The sequence below is a fragment of the Micromonospora sp. IBHARD004 genome (assembly GCF_052814115.1).
Genome location: NZ_CP199934.1, coordinates 2,941,248 through 2,958,175 on the forward strand (window position 1 = coordinate 2,941,248; position 16,928 = coordinate 2,958,175).

Genomic DNA, 16,928 nt, shown 5'->3' on the forward strand with positions numbered 1-16,928 from the left:
TGCGCTCAGGGTGCATGTCGCCCGGGTTCACTGGGCGATCAGGGACGTTGATGCACAACTGTCCCGGCTCAGCACCGCACACGGGGCAGGGGCGGTACGACTCGACGGGCCCCGGATCGAGGCCCCTCGCCTGGGCCGCTCGGACGATCTCGTCGGCCGCGTGGTGTAGCTCAAGGTCCCGATGTCTCACGGCAGCCTTGTGGATTCGCTGGAGCGCGCTTCGCGCCAGCTCCGCTGGGTCAGTCATCCAACCGACCTTCCCGCTGTGCTCGCCGTCACACGCACCCCTGTTTACCTGCGGAAACGCACGTTACGGGCCTTGTGGAACGCCACTGTCAAACATGCCGTGACGGGACACGGCCGGCACCAGGCCAGGCCGTCGCCAGGCCGTCGGACGTCAGACAGTAGTGACGAACGACGACCAGTGGCGACGACATTTGCCCAGGTCACAAGGCGTGGCGAACCGCTTGGCCGGCCACGACGGCGAGGGCCTACCTGTAGTTGGTGAACTGGCGGGCTGGCAGCCGGCCGAGGCGCGGCCGCCGCGCACCGCAATGTGTAGCACGAGTCGGTCTGGTGACCCGACTGTCGATCGGGCCGCCCCGTCGGCGGCGATTGTCGGCCCGGCCGGTTTCCGGGACGAGGTGCCCCAGCCGAAGGCGTACGTACGGCTGGCCGGTCGAAGGGCCGGGTCGGTCAGCGGCCGTCAGCCGCCGACCTCGATGAGGGGCGTCGGCCCGCCGATGTGGGTGATCCGCACATCGGTCATGCTCGCGCGTGCCGCAGGGCCCAGTCGAGGGCGTAGTCGGCGATCTCCTCCCATCCCTTCTGCGCGGGAAGCAGGTGCGCGTAGCCCTCGTACTCCTTGACCTCCGTGATGGTGTTGGACTTGTAGTGCTTGGCGTTGGACTGCTGGACGGCCGGCGGCATGATGTGGTCCTCGCTGCCGGAGATGAACAGCAGCGGCGCCCGGTCGTCGTTGTGGTAGTCGACCCAGGTGTCCTGGTGGCCGGGCTGGAAGTTGGCCAGCACGCCGCCCCACACGATTCCGCCGTTCGCGGGGATGTGGTAGCGCTCGTAGAGGGCCCGGGACTCCTCCTCGGTGAACGTGTTTGTGAAGGTGTACTTCCACTCCTCGAACGAGAGCCCCACCGCCTTGTGCCGGTTGGCCGGGCTCTTCAGCACCGGGAACGTGGACTTGACCTGTGACAGGGGCACGACCCGTACCCCTTCGGTCGGCGCCGAGTTCATCGCGACGCCCGCGGCGCCCAGGCCGCGGTCGAGCAGGAGCTGGGTGAACGTCCCGCCGGCCGAGTGCCCCATGATGATCGGCGGTGCGGGCAGCTCGTTGATGACGGCCGTGAGGTGGTCGACGACCTTCGGTACGGTGACTTCCATGATCGGGGTCGGGTCGGCGTTGAGGGCCTCGACCTCGACCTCGAAGCCGGGGTACGCGGGCGCGAGCACCCGGAATCCCCGCTGCTCGTAGTGGGTGATCCAGTGCTCCCAGCTGCGCGGGGTGACCCAGAATCCGTGGACGAGGACGATGGTGTCGGGCATGGTCATTGTGAACTCCTTAGGAGGAAGGCGAGCAGGTCGTCGAACGGTCGCTGCCGGTGGCTCGGCACCAGAACTCACTCATGGGACGGTCTGCGGGACAGGTACACACCATTGACGACAGGAGGGCCGGGTGCGGTGTGACAGCCACCGGGCGTGACACCGGCCATGCCAGGCCGGACAGCCCACGTTCCGGCACCGGTCACCGCGCGCCGCCGCCGGTCCGCCGGCGGTAAGGGCGGGGTCCTCGGTTAGAGCCGAGGATGCCCAAGGGCGGGCGGGTCGTGAGCACTGCCCGCTCCTTGGGCTATGAACGTCGTCGAGGATCAGGGGTGATCGGCCTGGCGGGTGTGCCGCACGATCGCCAGCGGGGCGTGCGAGTGGTGCAGCACCGCGTGGCTGACCGAGCCGAGCAGTAGCCCGCCGAGCGCGCCGCGGCCGTGCGCGCCGACGACCACCAGCTGCGCCGCCTTCGACTCCTCCACCAGTACCCGTGCCGGGGAGCCGCGGACCAGCCAATGTCGCACCGGCACGTCCGGGTAGCGCTCAGACCAGCCGGCCACCGACTCGGCGAGCGTGCGGTCCTCCTCACTGGCGAGGGCGTCCAGGTCGTAGACCAAGGGCAGTATGTCGCCCGGGTCGACCGGGGTGGGGTAGAGCCAGGCGTGCACCGCGACCAGCGGGGCGTCCCGGTAGGCGGCCTCCTCGAACGCGAACCCGACCGCCTCGGTGGACAGTTCCGAGCCATCCACGCCCACCACCACCGGGCCGTCGGCCCGCGGCTCACCGCGTACCACCAACACCGGGCTCTGCGCGCGGGCGGAGACCTGCACGGTGACCGAGCCGATGAGCAGGCCGGCGAGGCCGCCCAGACCACGGTGACCGAGTACCACCAGCGCCGCCTCCCGGGACTCGTCCAGCAGCACGGGAGTCGGCGCGCCGTCCACCACCTCGCCGGTGACCGGCACCTCGGGGGAGACCTTGCCGGCCTCGGCGACCGCCTCGGCGACGTACCGCTCCGCCTGGTGGCGCAGGCCGGCGTCGGCCGGAGCGCCCGGCACCGGGGTGAGCGGAGCGCCGGTCAGCGGCCAGATGAAGGCGTGCACGACCCGCAGCGGACGCCCCCGGTACGCCGCCTCCCGCGCCGCCACCCGGACCGCGTCCAGTGCGGCCGCAGAGCCGTCCACACCAACCACGACGGGGGCGCCACTGTTGATGGTCAACATATCCTCTCTCGTCACTCTCAGCCTATCCGCGGGTTAGCGGGCCGCTTGGATCCAGTCCTGGTAATGGGTGGGTGCCAGGTGTGCGTCCGGGCCTGCGATGAGCACGTCGCCGGCGACGACCGCGAACATGCCGGCCTTGTCGTCGGTGATGACGGTCCGGTCGTCGTGCTGTGCGGCCAGGGTGACCCGGCCGAGGTCGTCGAGGGCGAAGACGTCCGGGCCGGCGACGTTGCGGATGCCGTTCAGCGGGGTGCCGGTGGCGACGTCGACGACCGCGTCGACGACGTCCGCGGCGGCCATCGGCTGAATGGGGGTAGCGGGCAGGCGAACGGTGGTGTCGTCGGAGGTCCAGGACAAGACGGCGTTCATGAATTCAAAGAACTGGGTGGCACGCACGATGGAGTACGGCGTGGGCCCCTGCCGGAGCAGGTCTTCCTGCAGGGTCTTGGCGCGGTAGTAGTCGAGCTGGGACACCTGATCCACGCCGACGATCGAGAGGATCACCTGGTGACGGACGCCGGCACGCTCCCCGGCGGCCAGCAGGTTGGTCATGGAGGTACGGAAGAAGCCCAGGGAGGCCTCGTCGAAGGTCGGCGAGTTCGCGACGTTGACAACGACGTCGGCGCCCTTCAGCGCCTGGTCCAGGCCCTGTCCCGTGATCAGGTCGACGCCGGTCGACAGCGCCGCGGGGACGGTCTCGTGTCCGGCTGCGGTCAGCTTCTGGACCACCTGCGAGCCGATCAGTCCGGTACCGCCGATGACTGTGAGCTTCATGGCTCTCACCTTTCCGCGGCGTGCCACACGGCACGCCAGCTTCGTCGAGGACACATCCCCGACTCGGATACTTCCTGTCCGAGACAATAGTCGGATAGACTTTGTCCGAGTCAAGCGGGGGGGTCGGATGAAGCTGTCAGGCGGGGTCGAGTGGGCGCTGCACTGCTGCGTGGTGCTGACCACGGCGACGGAGCCGGTGCCGGCCGCCCGGCTCGCGGAGCTCCATGACGTCTCCGGCAGCTACCTGGCCAAGCAGCTGCAGGCGCTCTCCCGCGCCGGCCTGGTGACCTCCGTCCAGGGCAAGGCGGGCGGATATGTCCTGACCAGGGCGCCCGAGCTGATCACCATCCTCGACGTCGTCGCAGCCGTCGACGGCGCTCAGCCCGCCTTCGTGTGCACCGAGATCCGCCAGCGCGGCCCCCTGGCGACACCGCAGGAGGCCTGCACCCGGCCGTGCCCCATCGCCCGCGCCATGGCCGGCGCCGACGCCGCCTGGCGCGCCGCCCTGCAAGCGATATCCATCGCGGACCTCGCCCGCAATGTCGATGAGGACTACGGCCCGACTGCGCTCGCCGGAATCCGCGCCTGGCTGAGCGGGCCGAACGACAGCGATCCCGCGATTGTCGAGCAGGGGTAGACGCGCCAGGCGATGCCGCGGATCTCGTCAGCGACAGACCCTAGTGTCGCCCGCCGCCAGGTCGGCCAACTGGATCACGTGGAGCCAGTCGCGGTTCGCGACGAGTTCGCGCATGTCGGTGCTGACGTGGGTGTTGAGGTTGTCCCAGATCAGCACGATCGGCGCCTTGAGGTACTGATGGGCTGGCCATTGCCCCGGCGCCCTGGAGCTCGCGGACATGTCGGCCAGTAGCGGGGCAGCAAGAAGGGGCAGCGCGAGCCTCGATGGGCGTCGGTCCTGGCCGTCAGACAACGACGCCATCTGCTCGCCGTCAAGTTCCCCGCCGCAGGGGTCGTGGCCGACGCCAGAAACTGCCGGCGAGCGATGGACGGGCGAGATCATCGGGCACAACCCGGGCACAACTGACACCGACAAGGGCCGTCAACCGGTGTAAGGCAACGCACCGCCCCGCCCAGGTCCAGCTCGCCGATCCGCCCGATTACCGCTGATCAACGCACCCGCAAGAGGGTTCAGGGTTCAAATCCCCTCAGCTCCATCCACGGAAAAGGCTCTCCCGTGGCGGGAGACGGCCTTTTCGACCTTGTACAGCAGCTGAGTAGCAGATCAACGAACTGCAGGCCGAGGCGCCTGAGCGCCTTCTCCCTCGCCTCCGAGGCCACCTCGCTGTATCCGGCTCACCTAACTGTTCGGGATCCGCGGCCACACCGCCATTCGGTACCGCCCCTCCTGAGCCGGGCCACCCGTCCGGTTTGCACGACGATGTGATGTTCACCGAAGCCCGCCGAGCGCGATGCCGCTCACTCTCAGCTCTGAGGTTCCGAGTCGGGCTTACTCCTTGAGTGATCCCTTCAGGCCGGGTACGGGACCGAGCTGCGTGCCGCACGCAGGGCGGCGGCCCACCAAGCGAGCTGGTCCAGCAGGGTTTTGGCATATCCGGGCGCCTCGGGGTCCAGCGGCCGACCGTCTTCCCACGCTGTGCGGTAGTTCGGGAACGCCAGGCCATCGCGGATTGTCACGGCGTGCAGTTCGGTGAGCACGTTCTCCAGGTGGAGGACAGCGTGGCGGCCGCCAGCCGCGCCGCCGTAGCTGACGAAAGCGACGGGCTTGGCCGTCCACTGGGTGAAATGCCAGTCGATGGCGGCCTTCAGCGACGCGGGGTAGCTGTGGTTGTACTCCGGCGTGACCATGATGAACGCGTCCGCGTCCTCCAGGCGGGACGTCAAGGACGCCATTCCGTCGGGGCGCGGGTATGAGTCGCCGGCGAACTTCGGTGAGACTGCCGGCAACGACAGCGGGATCTCGGCGTCGGCGAGATCGACGACGTCGATGTCGAACCCGCCGTGCTCGCGCGCCTGGTCGGCAACCCAGGAGGCGACGACAGGCCCGAACCGGCCCTCTCGGACGCTTCCGACGATGATGACCAACTTGTGCTTCTCACTCATGCCCTCCACGGTCCATCGTCCCGACGATGACAACCAGACCGGGCGTAGGCTGGCCCCCGTGGGGCCACTCTGCGGGTTCGAGGCGCTGGGAAGACCGCGCTAGGCTCCGGACATGAGCACGCCGCTGGGCGATTTCATCCGTGCCAAGCGCGACAGCATCCAGCCAGAGTCGTTCGGGCTGCCTGATCGTGGCCGCCGCCGGTCCCCTGGACTACGACGCTCAGACCTCGCCACGCGCGCTGGGATCAGCGTCGAGTACCTCACCCGCATCGAGCAAGGACGAGACCGCAACCCGTCCCCTGCCGTGATCAACGCACTTGCGGACGCCTTGAGCCTCGATGCCGCCGAGCGCAATCACCTGCGCCACCTCGCCAAGATCACCGGCGGAGGGTGCCCAGGGCGCGGACGGCCAGTGCCGCCCAACCGCCATGTCCGGCCCACCGTGTTGAAGACCCTCCAACTTCTTGAGCCCGGCGTCGCTTTCGTCACCAACCGCCTGGGAGACGTGCTCGCGTACACGAGCGGGTTCGAGCTGCTGATGCGTGGGATCGGGCTGCTCGAGAGCGGGGAGCCGAACCTGACGCGCTACGTGTTCACCGATGCGCGCGCCCGGACGTTCTTCCCCGACTGGGATCAGCTGGCCGACGAACGAGCCTTCGACCTGTGGCTCGGGCCGTCTGCGGAGACCTCCGAATGGTTCAGGGTCGAACTCGCCCCCCTGGCCGGAGAGGAGTTCACCCGACGACTCAACCGCCACCTGCCCCCACCGCACATCACGCTTCGGCTCAACCACCCCATCGCGCACGAGCTTCGGTGGCAGCGAGAGAAGCTCGAGTTGCCGAGAACCGACGCGCAGGAGCTGGTCGTTCTCCTGCCCGCCGATGACGCGACGGCGCGGGCCATGGAGCGGCTGCGCCGCCAACCCGACCGCATTCTTCGCGCGGTCATCTAGTGCGGTGTCCACTAACGTTCACCGGGTTTGCGGTGGGTGTTGTGGATCCTCGCCTGTTGGGCGAGCGACTCCCCACCGGTTGGTGGGGCGGGCCTCCGCAGGCCAACTGACCCTCGCGCCACCCTCGGTGGGCGGCGGGGGTCACGCCGGGACCGGCCAGCACCAGGCAGGTGCCGGCCGGCTCGACGGTGCGTGACCACCTCCGGCAGCACAACCGCTGCCGGGGTGGTGGATCCGCCGCCCGGAACACGGGTGGCGATGCTGGCCGCCGCAACGAGGTCGCGGTGCCCGGAAAATGCGCAGTGCGGGCAGGACAAGGTCCGCCCACGGGGTTTCGGCACCCGCCTTCCGCAAGCGGGACAGGTGGAGGAGGTGCCGCGTTCGTCGACCAGTCGAACACTGATACCGGCGAGGGTGGCCTTGTCGGTGAGGACCTGCAGGAGCCGGCCGATCTGCCACTGCCGCAACCGCAGGTTGTGCCGCCGCCCAGCAGGAAGGTCCAACACCCCACGGGGGTCACCGACGTGCAACACACCGACCCGCTGCCGCACCGCCCACGAGACGACCGTGTGGGCGGCCTCATGCTGGGCCTGCCGCACCCGCCGCCAGTGCCGGCCCTCCACCAGGCGGACCCGACGCCGGTACTGCCGCCACCGCCGGGATCCCTTCTGGCCCGGCTTCGGTGCCCGGCGTGAGACGGCGCGGCGGCGGGATTTGGTGTCGGCGAGGTGCGTGCGGTGTTCGGCGCGGATCGCCCGCCCGGACACCAGCAACCCCTCCCCGCCGGGGCCGGCCACGGCGTAGGGGTGGATGATCCCGAGATCCACCCCGGCCACCCTGCCGGGTCCGGTCCCTCACCCGGCGGGTAGACCACCACCGGCACCTCGGCGGTCACATCGAGGAACAGGCGGCCTCCCTCGCACAGCAGGTTGATCGACCGGACCTGCTCGACCGGATACGGCACCTCCCGCGCCAGACGCACCCACAACGGCGACGTGCCTCTTGCGGTCCGGATCCGCACCCGGCTCCCGTCGAGGGTGAACGTGCCGTGATACCAGCGCACCGGCACCAACCCCCGCCGCCGACGCGGGAACCGCGCCGACAGGTCACCGGCGCTGCGGCGTTTCGCCGCCGCGAACCACGCATCGGAAAACCGGCGCAACACCGGCCGGGCACCGACGGAATCCAGTTCGGCGAACGTGCCCGGCCCGGACGTCGCCAACTCCCGGCACAACTCCTGATAGCCGGACAGGGGTACATCCCGGCGGCGGCGCCGCCACGCATTGACCTCCAACACACACGCCCACACATCACCGGCCGAGCGCAGCAGCCCGAAACACCGCCGCCGCTGGCCTGGCGTGACCCGCAACGCGACGCGCGCGGTGCGGTGCACGACCCGCGGAGCGGCGGGATCCCGACGACGAGGCACGAACCGAAGCAAACACCACCCCTACGACATTCTCCCAACCCCGACCAACCCGGCCAACGTTTGTGGACACGGCACTAGGTCATGGCATCGGCCCTCCCGCCCACAACCCGCTACCGACTGGCCCTTGCCGCAATCGTGGGGGGCAGGCACGGCCCGTCAGGCCAGCGATCCGGAGCTGCTGACGGGAGCGAGCCTCGGCCGATGCCAGCAGCACAGCAGAGAAGTACAGCAACGCCAACAACCGAGCCAGCCGTCACGAGACGCCATCACCCCGTCTGACCTCGTACCGAGCCGCACCAGACGGCGTCGCCATCAGTTCACACCGAAGAGGTCGCGCTGTCGCGGTCGGCGTCAGCGGAGCTTGCAGAGGACCTCGACGCCGCCGCGGTCACTGCCCTCCGCCGGACCTGGCCGGCCCTGCCGCCGGCCGGTGGCATCGTTCGGGCCTCATCATGGACGTACTGGACGGTGATGAACGCTGCGACCATTGCCGGATGCGCCTTCAAAGCGAAGGGCCGAGCCTGCTGCGGCTGCTCGCGCAGGTTTTCAGCCCGAGGCAGTCCTGCGACCATTGAACAGTGAGCCGTGAGGTCGAAGACGTACCGAGGAGGTCCGGGATGCCGAACGCGGGTGCCTAGTCTCCGGACCGACGACCGCCGGACAGAGACCGAGAACCACCACCGCAGCCGACGGAGGGGCCGGGTGTGTGGATCCGGCCTCGGGCGGGTGAGGGACCGCAGCCGACGGAGGGGCCGGCTGTGCCCATCCGACCGTTGCCCGACAAGAGCGAGAGCGACGGGCCACGGATCTGAGGGCAGTCACCAGCCACGGCATACGGAGGGGCGACAGAGCCATTCTTGCGAGCAGCCGTCGCGACTGCCAGGAGCGACGGCGATGGGCAGCGACGAGGCAGCGAAACGACCAGCAGTAGCCGACAGGAGACGACACAAGCCAGCACTCCGGGCTGGCTCTGCAGCGCAAGACGGCATTAGACGACATCGAACGATGCCCATACCCGCGTTCACACCGAAGAGTCCCGTGAAGGTGACACTTGCAGTGGCGGGCGGTGGGACAGCATCGCGACGATCGGTACGTGCTGAGGTGCCCGCTCTGTTCCGAAGCGGTCGATCCAGGTGGGCCGGCGGTGCTCCGTTTCCGGCGTGGCGACAGATGGAGCTACATGTGGCAGCCGATCGTCGGATACGAGGCAGGCGGGTCATTCTATGGATGCGGGGACTTCGCTGGGAGCGGCTGCAGCTTCTTCGCTGAATTTTAGGCCAGAGTCAGAGTAGCGAGGCATGCCGGTAACAACTGCGACTATTAGCCGACTAATCGCTCTTTCTCGGCTGGCGCCGTCAAGCTGGTTCGCCAGACGTCCCGCTGTGAGGACGTGTCGATCTCCGCTGCCGTTGCCGGCGGGTTCAGCTCCGCACGGAATCGGGGCAAACCGCGACAGCCAATCCTCGATCCGGTGCCACGCCCGCTCCACCGCAGTATCGGATCCCCAAGTCATGGTTGGGTCAATCCGCACTTCCGCTTTGTCGCAACCTGCCGGGCCGCAGCTCCACGTGCGGGTCGGCTGGGACCGCGTCCGGTCGCAGGAGTCGTCGCCCTACTCAGATGGACGGGTCGAGGTGTGCGTTCCACACGGGCGCTGCGCGCTCGTGGGAATCAACCCCGGCGAAAAAGGCGTCGGCCAAAGCGGGATAATCCTGCCTGTCGACGCCGACGACCTCGATGAACTTGGGCCGGTGCACGGCGAAGCCGTCGGGACTCGGCTGCGGGCGGTAGGGCACGCCCATCTTGAAGGACCGACGGGCCGGCCCGTATTGAACGGCGTCGACGATCAACGCGTCGGTCCGTCCACCAGGCAGGTGCAGGTACCCGTCGACCACCAGCACTGCGCGAATCGCACCGTGCTGGTTCGTCTGTAGCGCCTCCTGGCCGGCTTGTGCGCCGGCGCCGACATCGTCGAAGGCGAACCGGTCCATGCCGCGATCGCCGCTGGCCTGCTCATAGCCCAGTAGCGGCATCAGTGTCGCTCCATCCGAGACGCCCCAGATGCCGTGGGCGGCAAAGAACCCGGCCAGTCGGGCGATTTCCTGCATGGCTGCCAGTATTCCAGGGTCACGTGCGCCGTGCTGTCCCAAAATGTGAGGCGTTTCCCTTCGCGCCCCGGAAACCGGGGCGGAGCCGCTGGCTGCCCGGCATCATCGCCGTCGTTGCCGCACCGCGACGCAACGGGCGGTCGGATGCGCGGCACCCGGCTCCGAGGGTCGCATCGAACGTCGGGTCGTGTGGTCGTGCCGGGTCGATCGCATTACCTTGATCAATCCCAGTATTTGGCCCAACCTGTAGGTGTCCGTTACGGACGGATAGTTCCGGTGAGCACTGTGGACAATCACTTTCATGGATGTGCTGGCCGGGATCTTGGTTCGTTTCGCATAGACGGAGGTGCTTGTGAGACACAGAAGACGATTGCGGTCAAGACTTGCCGCTGTGGTTGCGGCACTGGTCGCCGCACAGGTGGCGCTCGTCGCCGCCCCGGCGTCGGCAGGGGAGACACCTCTCTGGCAGGTGGAGGTAGCGAAGATCCCCACCGCCAAGTACACCCGGGACGCGAAGGTCTGTGCCACCGAGGCTACCCAGGCGTTGCGCCCGTACGTCGGTGACGGGCTGGGCGAGAGCCGGATCGACCCGGTGTTGGCGGATGTCGAAAGCCGGTACTTCGACGGCGCCCGCTTGAAGAGCGCCGCTGATGGTGAGGGCGCGTTCGACAACCTGCAGCACATGGAGTCGTTCCTCAAGAGCCGCATGACCGGTGCCAGCCCGCCCAGCGGCGAGGCCGAGCAGGCCCACGTGGCCGCCCTGGTGGAGACCCTCACCGGCGTGCGGCTGCTGGCGGACGCGGCGATCCAGGACGCCGAGGCGACGATCGGGCCGTTCCGGGCCAACCCGCCACCCGCGCCCGCCCCAGCTGGGCTGGCCGAGGCGTTCGCGGACCTCGACGCGGCCAAGGTGAACCTGGCCAAGGCCGACGAGATGCTGGCCAAGGCCAACCCGGAGCCGGCGACCCTTCAGGCCGGGAACGCCTGGTCGAGCGGCTTCAACGTGCTCACGCGGCTGGGCATCACCTACACCGGTGACCACGACAACGACGGCGTGGTCGACGTGGTGGAGCTGCGGTTCGGCTCCAGCCCGCTGCTGGTCGACTCCGACGGTGACGGACTGACCGACAAGTTCGAGATCACCGAACTGGCGGGCTGGACCCGACCTAACGCGGTCGACACTGACCAGGACTCGGTCGCCGACGGCGCCGAGGACATCGACGGTGACGGCCTCACCAACCTCCAGGAACAGGACCTCGGCACCTCACCCACCAACCCCGACACCGACGGCGACGGTGCCACTGACGGTGCCGAGGTGGCCCAGGGCAGCAACCCGCTCGTCGCCGACCAGCCACGCGCCCCGCCGGCCCCCGGCGACGTCCCGCCGATCGAACCCGCCCCCACCGACACCGACACCGACGGTGACGGCCTCGAGGACCTTGTGGAGGAGGACGGCGGTTCCGACCCCGCCAACGTCGACACCGACGGCGACGGGCTCTCGGACTACACCGAGTACGACTATTCGATCAGCCCACGTGTCCAGGACACCGACGGAGACGGTCTACGCGACGACTACGAGGTCGCCAACGCCGACTCGGGCTACGACCCCGGGCGCTTCGACGAGCAGATCAGCAAGTGGACGTACGTCACCGACTTCCTGCTCGGTATGTTCGCCGGCGACTTCGCCGAGAAGGACTCGATGGCGTGGCTCGCGGGCAACCTGTGTGGCGGCGGGCTGAGTGGTCCGCACGTCTGCACGGCGTGTCGGATGATCCGCAATATCACACCGCCCTGGTGCAGGCCCTGGCCCAGGTGCCCGACCCGCGTGACCGGCGTGGACTGATCCATCCATTGCCGAGCCTGCTGGCCGTGGCGGTCGCTGCGGTGGCGGCCGGGCAGACCTACCTGGTACCCGATGCCACCACGATCGGGCGGCTCCTGGCCCGCATTGACGCCGGCGCCTTCGACGCGGCGATCGGCCGCTGGCTGATCACCGTCACGGCCGGCACGCCGGCACCGGCACGGCGGGCCATCGCGGTGGATGGTAAGACGCTGCGGGGCAGTGGCCGGCCCGGCGCCCAGGTGCATCTGCTGGCCGCCCTGGAGCAGCACACCGGCATCGTGCTCGCCCAAGTCGCCGCCGACGGCAAGACCAATGAGATCACCCGGTTCCAGCCGCTGCTGGACGCCCTCGACCTGGCCGGTGTCGTGGTCACCGCGGACGCCCTGCACACCCAGCGCGACCATGCCCGTTGGCTGGCCGGCCGGAAGGCGGCCTACCTGTTCACCGCAAAGAAGAACCAGCCACGGCTGTATCGGCAGCTCAAGACCCTGCCCTGGACGAAGATCCCGATCCTGGACGCCAGCAGCAGCCAGGGTCACGGCCGCCGCGACATCCGCCAACTGCAAGCCGTCACCTGCCTCGGAGCGCTGGCCATCGACTTCCCACACGCCGTGCAAGCCCTGCGCATCCGCCGGCGCCGATACCAGCAGTCCACCGGACGCTGGAGCACCGTGACATCAACCGCCGTGGCCGGGGGCAGACCCTCGCGGACGTACGGGGGACCAAGCGCGGGCGGTACGGACCTCTCCGGACGCTAGGCCCCATGCTGGAAGCGCCTTACAAGCGAGGGGGCGCAGGTTCGAAACCTGCCGCGCCCACCATCAATTACCAGGCGAAACCCGCCCGGCCTCTGCGCCGTCGGCGCGGCCCTCGTCGCCACGCGGATGGTGGTACGTCGAGGTCATACCCGCCCCGAGCGGCCCCCGACGGGGCAGTATGAGGAAGGTACGGCGTATGGGCTGTCCGACCGCGCAGCCGGCTGGTCCGGCCCATGAGCATGTCGGGTCGGCGGGGCAACCGGAGGGGGATCCATGGTTGGCGGCACACACCACCGGACCGCGACTGTCGACGGCCTCGACGTCTTCTACCGTGAGGCCGGCCCGCCGGACGCGCCGCCGCTCGTCCTGCTGCACGGCTTCCCGACCAGCTCGCACATGTTCCGGGAGCTGATCCCGGCGCTGGCCGACCAGTACCACGTGGTGGCTCCCGACCACATCGGGTTCGGCTACTCTTCGGCGCCGTCGCTGGCCGACTTCCCGTACACCTTCGACGCGCTCACCGACGTCACCGTCAGCCTGCTGGACCAGCTCGACATCCGCCGGTACGCCGTCTACATGCAGGACTACGGGGCACCGATCGCGCTGCGGTTGCTGCTGCGCCGCCCCGAGAGCATCTCCGCGATCATCACCCAGAGCGGGAACGCGTACCAGGAAGGTTTCGTGGAGGCGTTCTGGAAGCCGCTGTTCACATATGCCAAGGAGCCCGGACCGAAGACGGAGGCTGCCGCGCGGCAGGCGTTCACCGAGAAGATGGTCCGCTGGCAGTACGAGACCGGTGTACCTGACGTCAGCCTGGTCAGCCCGGACGCCTGGCGGCACGCTATGGAGGTACTCGCCCGGCCCGGCAACGACGAGAACCAGCTTCAGCTCTTCCGGGACTACAAGACGAATCTCGACATCTATCCGCAGGCGCAGGAGTGCTTCCGGCAGACCCAGCTGCCGCTGCTCGCGGTGTGGGGAGCCAACGACGAGATCTTCGGCCCCGACGGTGCCCGCGCCTTCGCGCGCGACCTGCCCGACGCCGAGATCCACCTGCTCGACACCGGGCATTTCGCCCTGGAGACCCACGTCGATGAGATCGCCGGGCACATCCGGGAGTTCCTCGGCCGGCTGCAGCTCCAACCGATGATGGCCCGCTAGGCGGTGGCCGCCTCGCGTCCACCCCGCCTCACTAGCGGCATCTCAAACGGCGGCTGCCGTCGGAGGCCGATCGTGAACGACCAACGACGACCACTAGGATACGCGACGGCGCGATCGCAGGTTCGCCACGATGGCGACGCCGACAACCGCCAGGGCCAGCTGGATAAGCAGCTCTATCCAGTCGATGCCTTGGGCATCGCCTACGCCGAACAGGTTGGCCAGCAACGAACCCAGCACCATAGCGGCCATTCCCATGAGGATGGCCACCCAGATCGGTACGTTTTTGCGCCCGGGTACGACGAGATACGCGAGCAGGCCGAAGAGCGTGCCGACGACAAGGATCAAGAGCGTAGCGATGACTACCACGAGACACCCTTCGTTTGATGGACGACGGATGTCATTCCCGCCGTCCGGGCTGCGGCAAACCCGTAAGTGCCCAGCGCCGGTGCAGCGGGTGCCTCTGGCCCCAGCGGCGCCTTCCGGACCGGCCGGGGCGCCGCCGTACCGCCGCAGGTAGGTCACTCGCGACCTCGACATCGGCTGCGGTCCTGGGTCATTGACGCTCCACCATGCGCGCTACGACTGCCCTGATTGCTGGGAATAGCCCGCTGCTCAGTAAGGCCGCCAACAACCCCGGTCCGCCATCGTCGAGGCGGACGGTGTACAGCGCAGAAGTACAGCAACCGACCCGACCGCTGGAATCTTCGAGCAGCCGGTAGGGGCTCGGGAGCTGCGCACGGAGCCGCAGGCGACCGCCTCGCCGGCAATCCATAGGTCAAGGGCGTCGGCTCAGTGAAAGAGGCCCAGGCCTGCCATCGCGTCGAGGGCTACGACCAGGTCTGCGACGCCGAACGACGCCACACCAAGTAGCCAGAGGCGGTAGGACGACAGCCGAATCCACCAGGGTTGGTGGTTGCCGAGACGGAAACGGCCGGCGGCATGGGGAGGGACTCCAAGGCCTTGCTCAAGGCCTAGCTGTCGTTCGATCCGCTCCGCTAGCCGGCTGTCGCTCATTTCAAGGTGGCGGTGCTTGGCCATCAATTGTGCCGACAGCACTGCGAGGATAGCGCCGAGGATGGCTGCGACGGCTTGAGCAGCGGGCGAGCCGCCCGGCTGTAGTGCGATCGTGAGAAGGAAGGCCTGAGCCGCGGTAGTCAGCGCGGGAACTTGCCACATCATCGTGTCGAAGGATGTGCGGCGGGCGCCGACCACGGCGTAGGCCGCCATGAGGACCTGTTCGGATACCTGATCCTCGGCCTGGGTAGCAGGCGGGCCTGGCGTCATGGCGTCATGGTCCCAACCGCTTGCAACGCCCGGGAGGGCAGCGTGGAGGCAGCGGGACGACCGATAGCACTCGGCAAGAGAGGACCGCGAGGAACGCCCGCACGCGGGTTGACCTCGTACGGGGCACTGTCCGGCCGCCCGCTTGCCGCGCCTGTTCCCGTTCCTGCAGCAGCACCCACGTGGCAGCGCCGGCGGCAACCAAGATTGAGGGTGTGGCCCCTACGCCGGGGAACCTTGGGGAACACAGTGGGACCACACGTAGTGCGCGTTAGCGGACGACACACACTTGACGGCACGTCTTGATCATGGTTATAGCGTGTTTGACATGCACGAACGCCTAACGCAACGTCCTGGGGGTCAAGGGGTCGTCGGTTCGAATCCGGCCGTCCCGACACTGTTCAGAGGGCATATCTCACCGATGGATATGCCCTCTCGTCGTATCTGGGTGACAACTGAGTGACTACGCCTCAGCGTCGAAGATCCGATCCATGGCGACCGCGCCGCTCAGGAGCACCGGCCGGAGTTGGTGCCGGTAGACGCTCTCGGTGACGGTCGTGCCGGAGTGGCCGCAGAGGTCGGATCTGTTCAATGCTGACGCCGCTGTCGGACAGCAGGGACACGAAGCTGTGCCGCAGCTCGCGGGGGTCCAGTCGCGCGGGTCAAGGCCCGCTTTGGCGACGACCAGGCGGAAGGCCCGAAGCACGTTGTGCCGGTCGAGGTCCCGAACCGTCTGGTTCGCGGGTCTCAGGAAGCTGGGCGCCAAGGACGATGTCCTGGTTTACGGGTGCCGCTGGATCGAGGAGAAGCTGCGCGACCGCGGCTGGGCGGCCCGGCATGATGGCAATAACCAGGGCGACAACCTCGCTGAAGCCAGTGGCCGCGTATTCTCCGTTCCGGTCGGTGCGGGTGCGGACAAGCTGGCGGCCGTGCGGGTCGATCACGGTGACCGTGGTGCCTGGCAGCGGCTGACCGGACGGATCGGTGACCCGCCCGGTCAGCATCGGCTCTTCGTCGCCGAAATGGTGCTGGTGTGGGGCAAGGGCGACGGGCTCGGGCAGCATCACCGTGGGATCTTCCGCAGGGGGCCCGGGGACATGCTCGGTCATGGTCAGGTCTGCTGCCTCCTGCGCCAGGCGCCGTTGCTGCTTGAGGTAGCCGAGCAGGATGAGCGTGGCGCCGGCAGCGGTCCAGGCGCAGAGCACCGCTGTGGGCCGCAACAGCTGGCTATTGCCGAAGTAGCCGACGCTGCGCAGGGCATCGGCGGCGTTCCCCATGGGCAGGATCGGGTGCAGGAACCTGAAGAGTCCTGGCAGGAGTTGGACGGGGACAGCGGCGCCGCTGCTGGGCACGCCGAGCAGGACGAACAATGTGATCGCGATCCCGGGGAAGAACCCGCGGAAGAAGGGCACCAGGCCATAGGCGGTTAGCGACACGGCCTGGGTCAGCAGGAACAGGTACAGCAGGGCCAGCGGATGCGGCGGGATCGCCTGCACCACATGGGCACCCGCGAGGTAAGCGACAGCGGCGGTCACCGCCCCCCAGCCGATGCTAGTGGCTACGTGTGCCCACAGGCCGAAGCCCACCGCGCGCTGCATGGTGATCACCATGAAGTAGGCGGCGACAACGCAGGACAGGACGACGTACAGCAGGCTGGTGCCGGGGGCATCGCCCGGCACGGTGGGGACCAGTTCGCGGAAGGCGAGCGTGCCGCCGGCCCGTTCCGCAACGGCGGCGAAGGTCTGGCGGATAACCGGCTC

Annotated in this window: 15 protein-coding genes and 2 pseudogenes; 5 read left to right on the plus strand and 12 right to left on the minus strand. The window is 68.5% G+C overall.

All coding sequences use genetic code 11. The features are described from left to right. Nucleotides 1-43 precede the first annotated feature (43 nt). The 4 genes and pseudogenes from ACTWO6_RS14280 to ACTWO6_RS14295 all read right to left on the minus strand — a co-directional run. Nucleotides 44-247 (minus strand): annotated as a pseudogene (locus ACTWO6_RS14280) (hypothetical protein); the annotation flags it as partial. Nucleotides 248-765: 518 nt separating this feature from the next. After that, nucleotides 766-1,566 carry an alpha/beta hydrolase gene (locus ACTWO6_RS14285; RefSeq protein ID WP_446220097.1) on the minus strand — a complete coding sequence of 267 codons (801 nt, stop codon included), beginning with the start codon at nucleotides 1,564-1,566 and terminating at the stop codon, nucleotides 766-768. A gap of 317 nt (nucleotides 1,567-1,883) precedes the next feature. Further along, entirely contained in the window at nucleotides 1,884-2,780 is an 897-nt protein-coding gene (locus tag ACTWO6_RS14290) for a universal stress protein (RefSeq protein WP_446220660.1), read from the minus strand. A gap of 36 nt (nucleotides 2,781-2,816) precedes the next feature. Next, nucleotides 2,817-3,557 carry an SDR family oxidoreductase gene (locus ACTWO6_RS14295; RefSeq protein ID WP_446220098.1) on the minus strand — a complete coding sequence of 247 codons (741 nt, stop codon included), beginning with the start codon at nucleotides 3,555-3,557 and terminating at the stop codon, nucleotides 2,817-2,819. 127 nt (nucleotides 3,558-3,684) lie between these two features. Here ACTWO6_RS14295 and ACTWO6_RS14300 point away from each other — a divergent pair, with 127 nt between their 5' ends. Continuing rightward, on the plus strand, nucleotides 3,685-4,194 hold the full coding sequence (locus tag ACTWO6_RS14300) for an RrF2 family transcriptional regulator (protein WP_446220099.1): 510 nt from the start codon (nucleotides 3,685-3,687) through the stop codon (nucleotides 4,192-4,194). A gap of 27 nt (nucleotides 4,195-4,221) precedes the next feature. On the opposite strand, the gene ACTWO6_RS14305 is transcribed toward ACTWO6_RS14300, so the two are convergent. Both ACTWO6_RS14305 and ACTWO6_RS14310 read right to left on the minus strand, forming a co-directional pair. Then, nucleotides 4,222-4,575 (minus strand): hypothetical protein, encoded by a 354-nt coding sequence (locus tag ACTWO6_RS14305; protein WP_446220100.1) that lies wholly within the window; start codon nucleotides 4,573-4,575, stop codon nucleotides 4,222-4,224. Between the two features lie 467 nt (nucleotides 4,576-5,042). Beyond that, the gene (locus ACTWO6_RS14310) at nucleotides 5,043-5,636 is read right to left on the minus strand and encodes an NADPH-dependent FMN reductase (protein ID WP_446220101.1); all 594 of its coding nucleotides are present in this window, start codon (nucleotides 5,634-5,636) and stop codon (nucleotides 5,043-5,045) included. Between the two features lie 112 nt (nucleotides 5,637-5,748). On the opposite strand from ACTWO6_RS14310, the gene ACTWO6_RS14315 reads away from it, so the two are divergent. Then, nucleotides 5,749-6,588: a helix-turn-helix domain-containing protein gene (locus ACTWO6_RS14315; protein WP_446220102.1), complete on the plus strand. Its 840-nt coding sequence runs from the start codon at nucleotides 5,749-5,751 to the stop codon at nucleotides 6,586-6,588. Nucleotides 6,589-6,599: 11 nt separating this feature from the next. On the opposite strand, the gene ACTWO6_RS14320 is transcribed toward ACTWO6_RS14315, so the two are convergent. Next, the gene (locus tag ACTWO6_RS14320; RefSeq protein ID WP_446220103.1) at nucleotides 6,600-7,415 is read right to left on the minus strand and encodes a zinc ribbon domain-containing protein; all 816 of its coding nucleotides are present in this window, start codon (nucleotides 7,413-7,415) and stop codon (nucleotides 6,600-6,602) included. A gap of 2,218 nt (nucleotides 7,416-9,633) precedes the next feature. Then, entirely contained in the window at nucleotides 9,634-10,125 is a 492-nt protein-coding gene (locus ACTWO6_RS14325; RefSeq protein WP_446220104.1) for a hypothetical protein, read from the minus strand. A gap of 391 nt (nucleotides 10,126-10,516) precedes the next feature. On the opposite strand from ACTWO6_RS14325, the gene ACTWO6_RS14330 reads away from it, so the two are divergent. The 3 genes from ACTWO6_RS14330 (at nucleotide 10,517) to ACTWO6_RS14340 (ending at nucleotide 13,887) form a co-directional block, all read left to right on the plus strand. Next, the gene (locus ACTWO6_RS14330) at nucleotides 10,517-11,968 is read left to right on the plus strand and encodes a hypothetical protein (RefSeq protein WP_446220105.1); all 1,452 of its coding nucleotides are present in this window, start codon (nucleotides 10,517-10,519) and stop codon (nucleotides 11,966-11,968) included. 26 nt (nucleotides 11,969-11,994) lie between these two features. Continuing rightward, a complete protein-coding gene (locus ACTWO6_RS14335; protein ID WP_446220106.1) occupies nucleotides 11,995-12,726 on the plus strand; it encodes an ISAs1 family transposase in 732 nt (243 codons plus the stop codon). A gap of 273 nt (nucleotides 12,727-12,999) precedes the next feature. Beyond that, a complete protein-coding gene (locus ACTWO6_RS14340) occupies nucleotides 13,000-13,887 on the plus strand; it encodes an alpha/beta fold hydrolase (RefSeq protein ID WP_446220107.1) in 888 nt (295 codons plus the stop codon). Between the two features lie 93 nt (nucleotides 13,888-13,980). Here ACTWO6_RS14340 and ACTWO6_RS14345 read toward each other — a convergent pair whose 3' ends face one another. The 4 genes and pseudogenes from ACTWO6_RS14345 to ACTWO6_RS14360 all read right to left on the minus strand — a co-directional run bounded on the left by ACTWO6_RS14345 (nucleotide 13,981) and on the right by ACTWO6_RS14360 (nucleotide 16,778). Continuing rightward, nucleotides 13,981-14,253, minus strand: coding sequence for a GlsB/YeaQ/YmgE family stress response membrane protein (locus tag ACTWO6_RS14345; protein ID WP_446220108.1), 273 nt, complete (start codon nucleotides 14,251-14,253; stop codon nucleotides 13,981-13,983). A gap of 423 nt (nucleotides 14,254-14,676) precedes the next feature. After that, nucleotides 14,677-15,171, minus strand: a complete 495-nt coding sequence (locus tag ACTWO6_RS14350) for a hypothetical protein (protein ID WP_446220109.1) — start codon at nucleotides 15,169-15,171, stop codon at nucleotides 14,677-14,679. Between the two features lie 460 nt (nucleotides 15,172-15,631). Next, nucleotides 15,632-15,889, minus strand: a pseudogene (locus ACTWO6_RS14355) (tyrosine-type recombinase/integrase); the annotation flags it as partial. Further along, nucleotides 15,831-16,778 (minus strand): carboxypeptidase regulatory-like domain-containing protein, encoded by a 948-nt coding sequence (locus tag ACTWO6_RS14360; RefSeq protein WP_446220661.1) that lies wholly within the window; start codon nucleotides 16,776-16,778, stop codon nucleotides 15,831-15,833. The gene ACTWO6_RS14360 and the pseudogene ACTWO6_RS14355, both read right to left, overlap by 59 nt. Nucleotides 16,779-16,928: the final 150 nt, after the last annotated feature.

Coding starts and splice junctions, on each gene's coding strand:
- ACTWO6_RS14285 (WP_446220097.1), bottom strand. CDS start 1,566: ATGACCATGCCCGACACCATCGTCCTCGTCCACGGATTCTGGGTCACC.
- ACTWO6_RS14295 (WP_446220098.1), bottom strand. CDS start 3,557: ATGAAGCTCACAGTCATCGGCGGTACCGGACTGATCGGCTCGCAGGTG.
- ACTWO6_RS14300 (WP_446220099.1), top strand. CDS start 3,685: ATGAAGCTGTCAGGCGGGGTCGAGTGGGCGCTGCACTGCTGCGTGGTG.
- ACTWO6_RS14305 (WP_446220100.1), bottom strand. CDS start 4,575: ATGATCTCGCCCGTCCATCGCTCGCCGGCAGTTTCTGGCGTCGGCCAC.
- ACTWO6_RS14310 (WP_446220101.1), bottom strand. CDS start 5,636: ATGAGTGAGAAGCACAAGTTGGTCATCATCGTCGGAAGCGTCCGAGAG.
- ACTWO6_RS14315 (WP_446220102.1), top strand. CDS start 5,749: ATGAGCACGCCGCTGGGCGATTTCATCCGTGCCAAGCGCGACAGCATC.
- ACTWO6_RS14325 (WP_446220104.1), bottom strand. CDS start 10,125: ATGCAGGAAATCGCCCGACTGGCCGGGTTCTTTGCCGCCCACGGCATC.
- ACTWO6_RS14340 (WP_446220107.1), top strand. CDS start 13,000: ATGGTTGGCGGCACACACCACCGGACCGCGACTGTCGACGGCCTCGAC.
- ACTWO6_RS14350 (WP_446220109.1), bottom strand. CDS start 15,171: ATGACGCCAGGCCCGCCTGCTACCCAGGCCGAGGATCAGGTATCCGAA.
- ACTWO6_RS14360 (WP_446220661.1), bottom strand. CDS start 16,778: ATGGTGATCACCATGCAGCGCGCGGTGGGCTTCGGCCTGTGGGCACAC.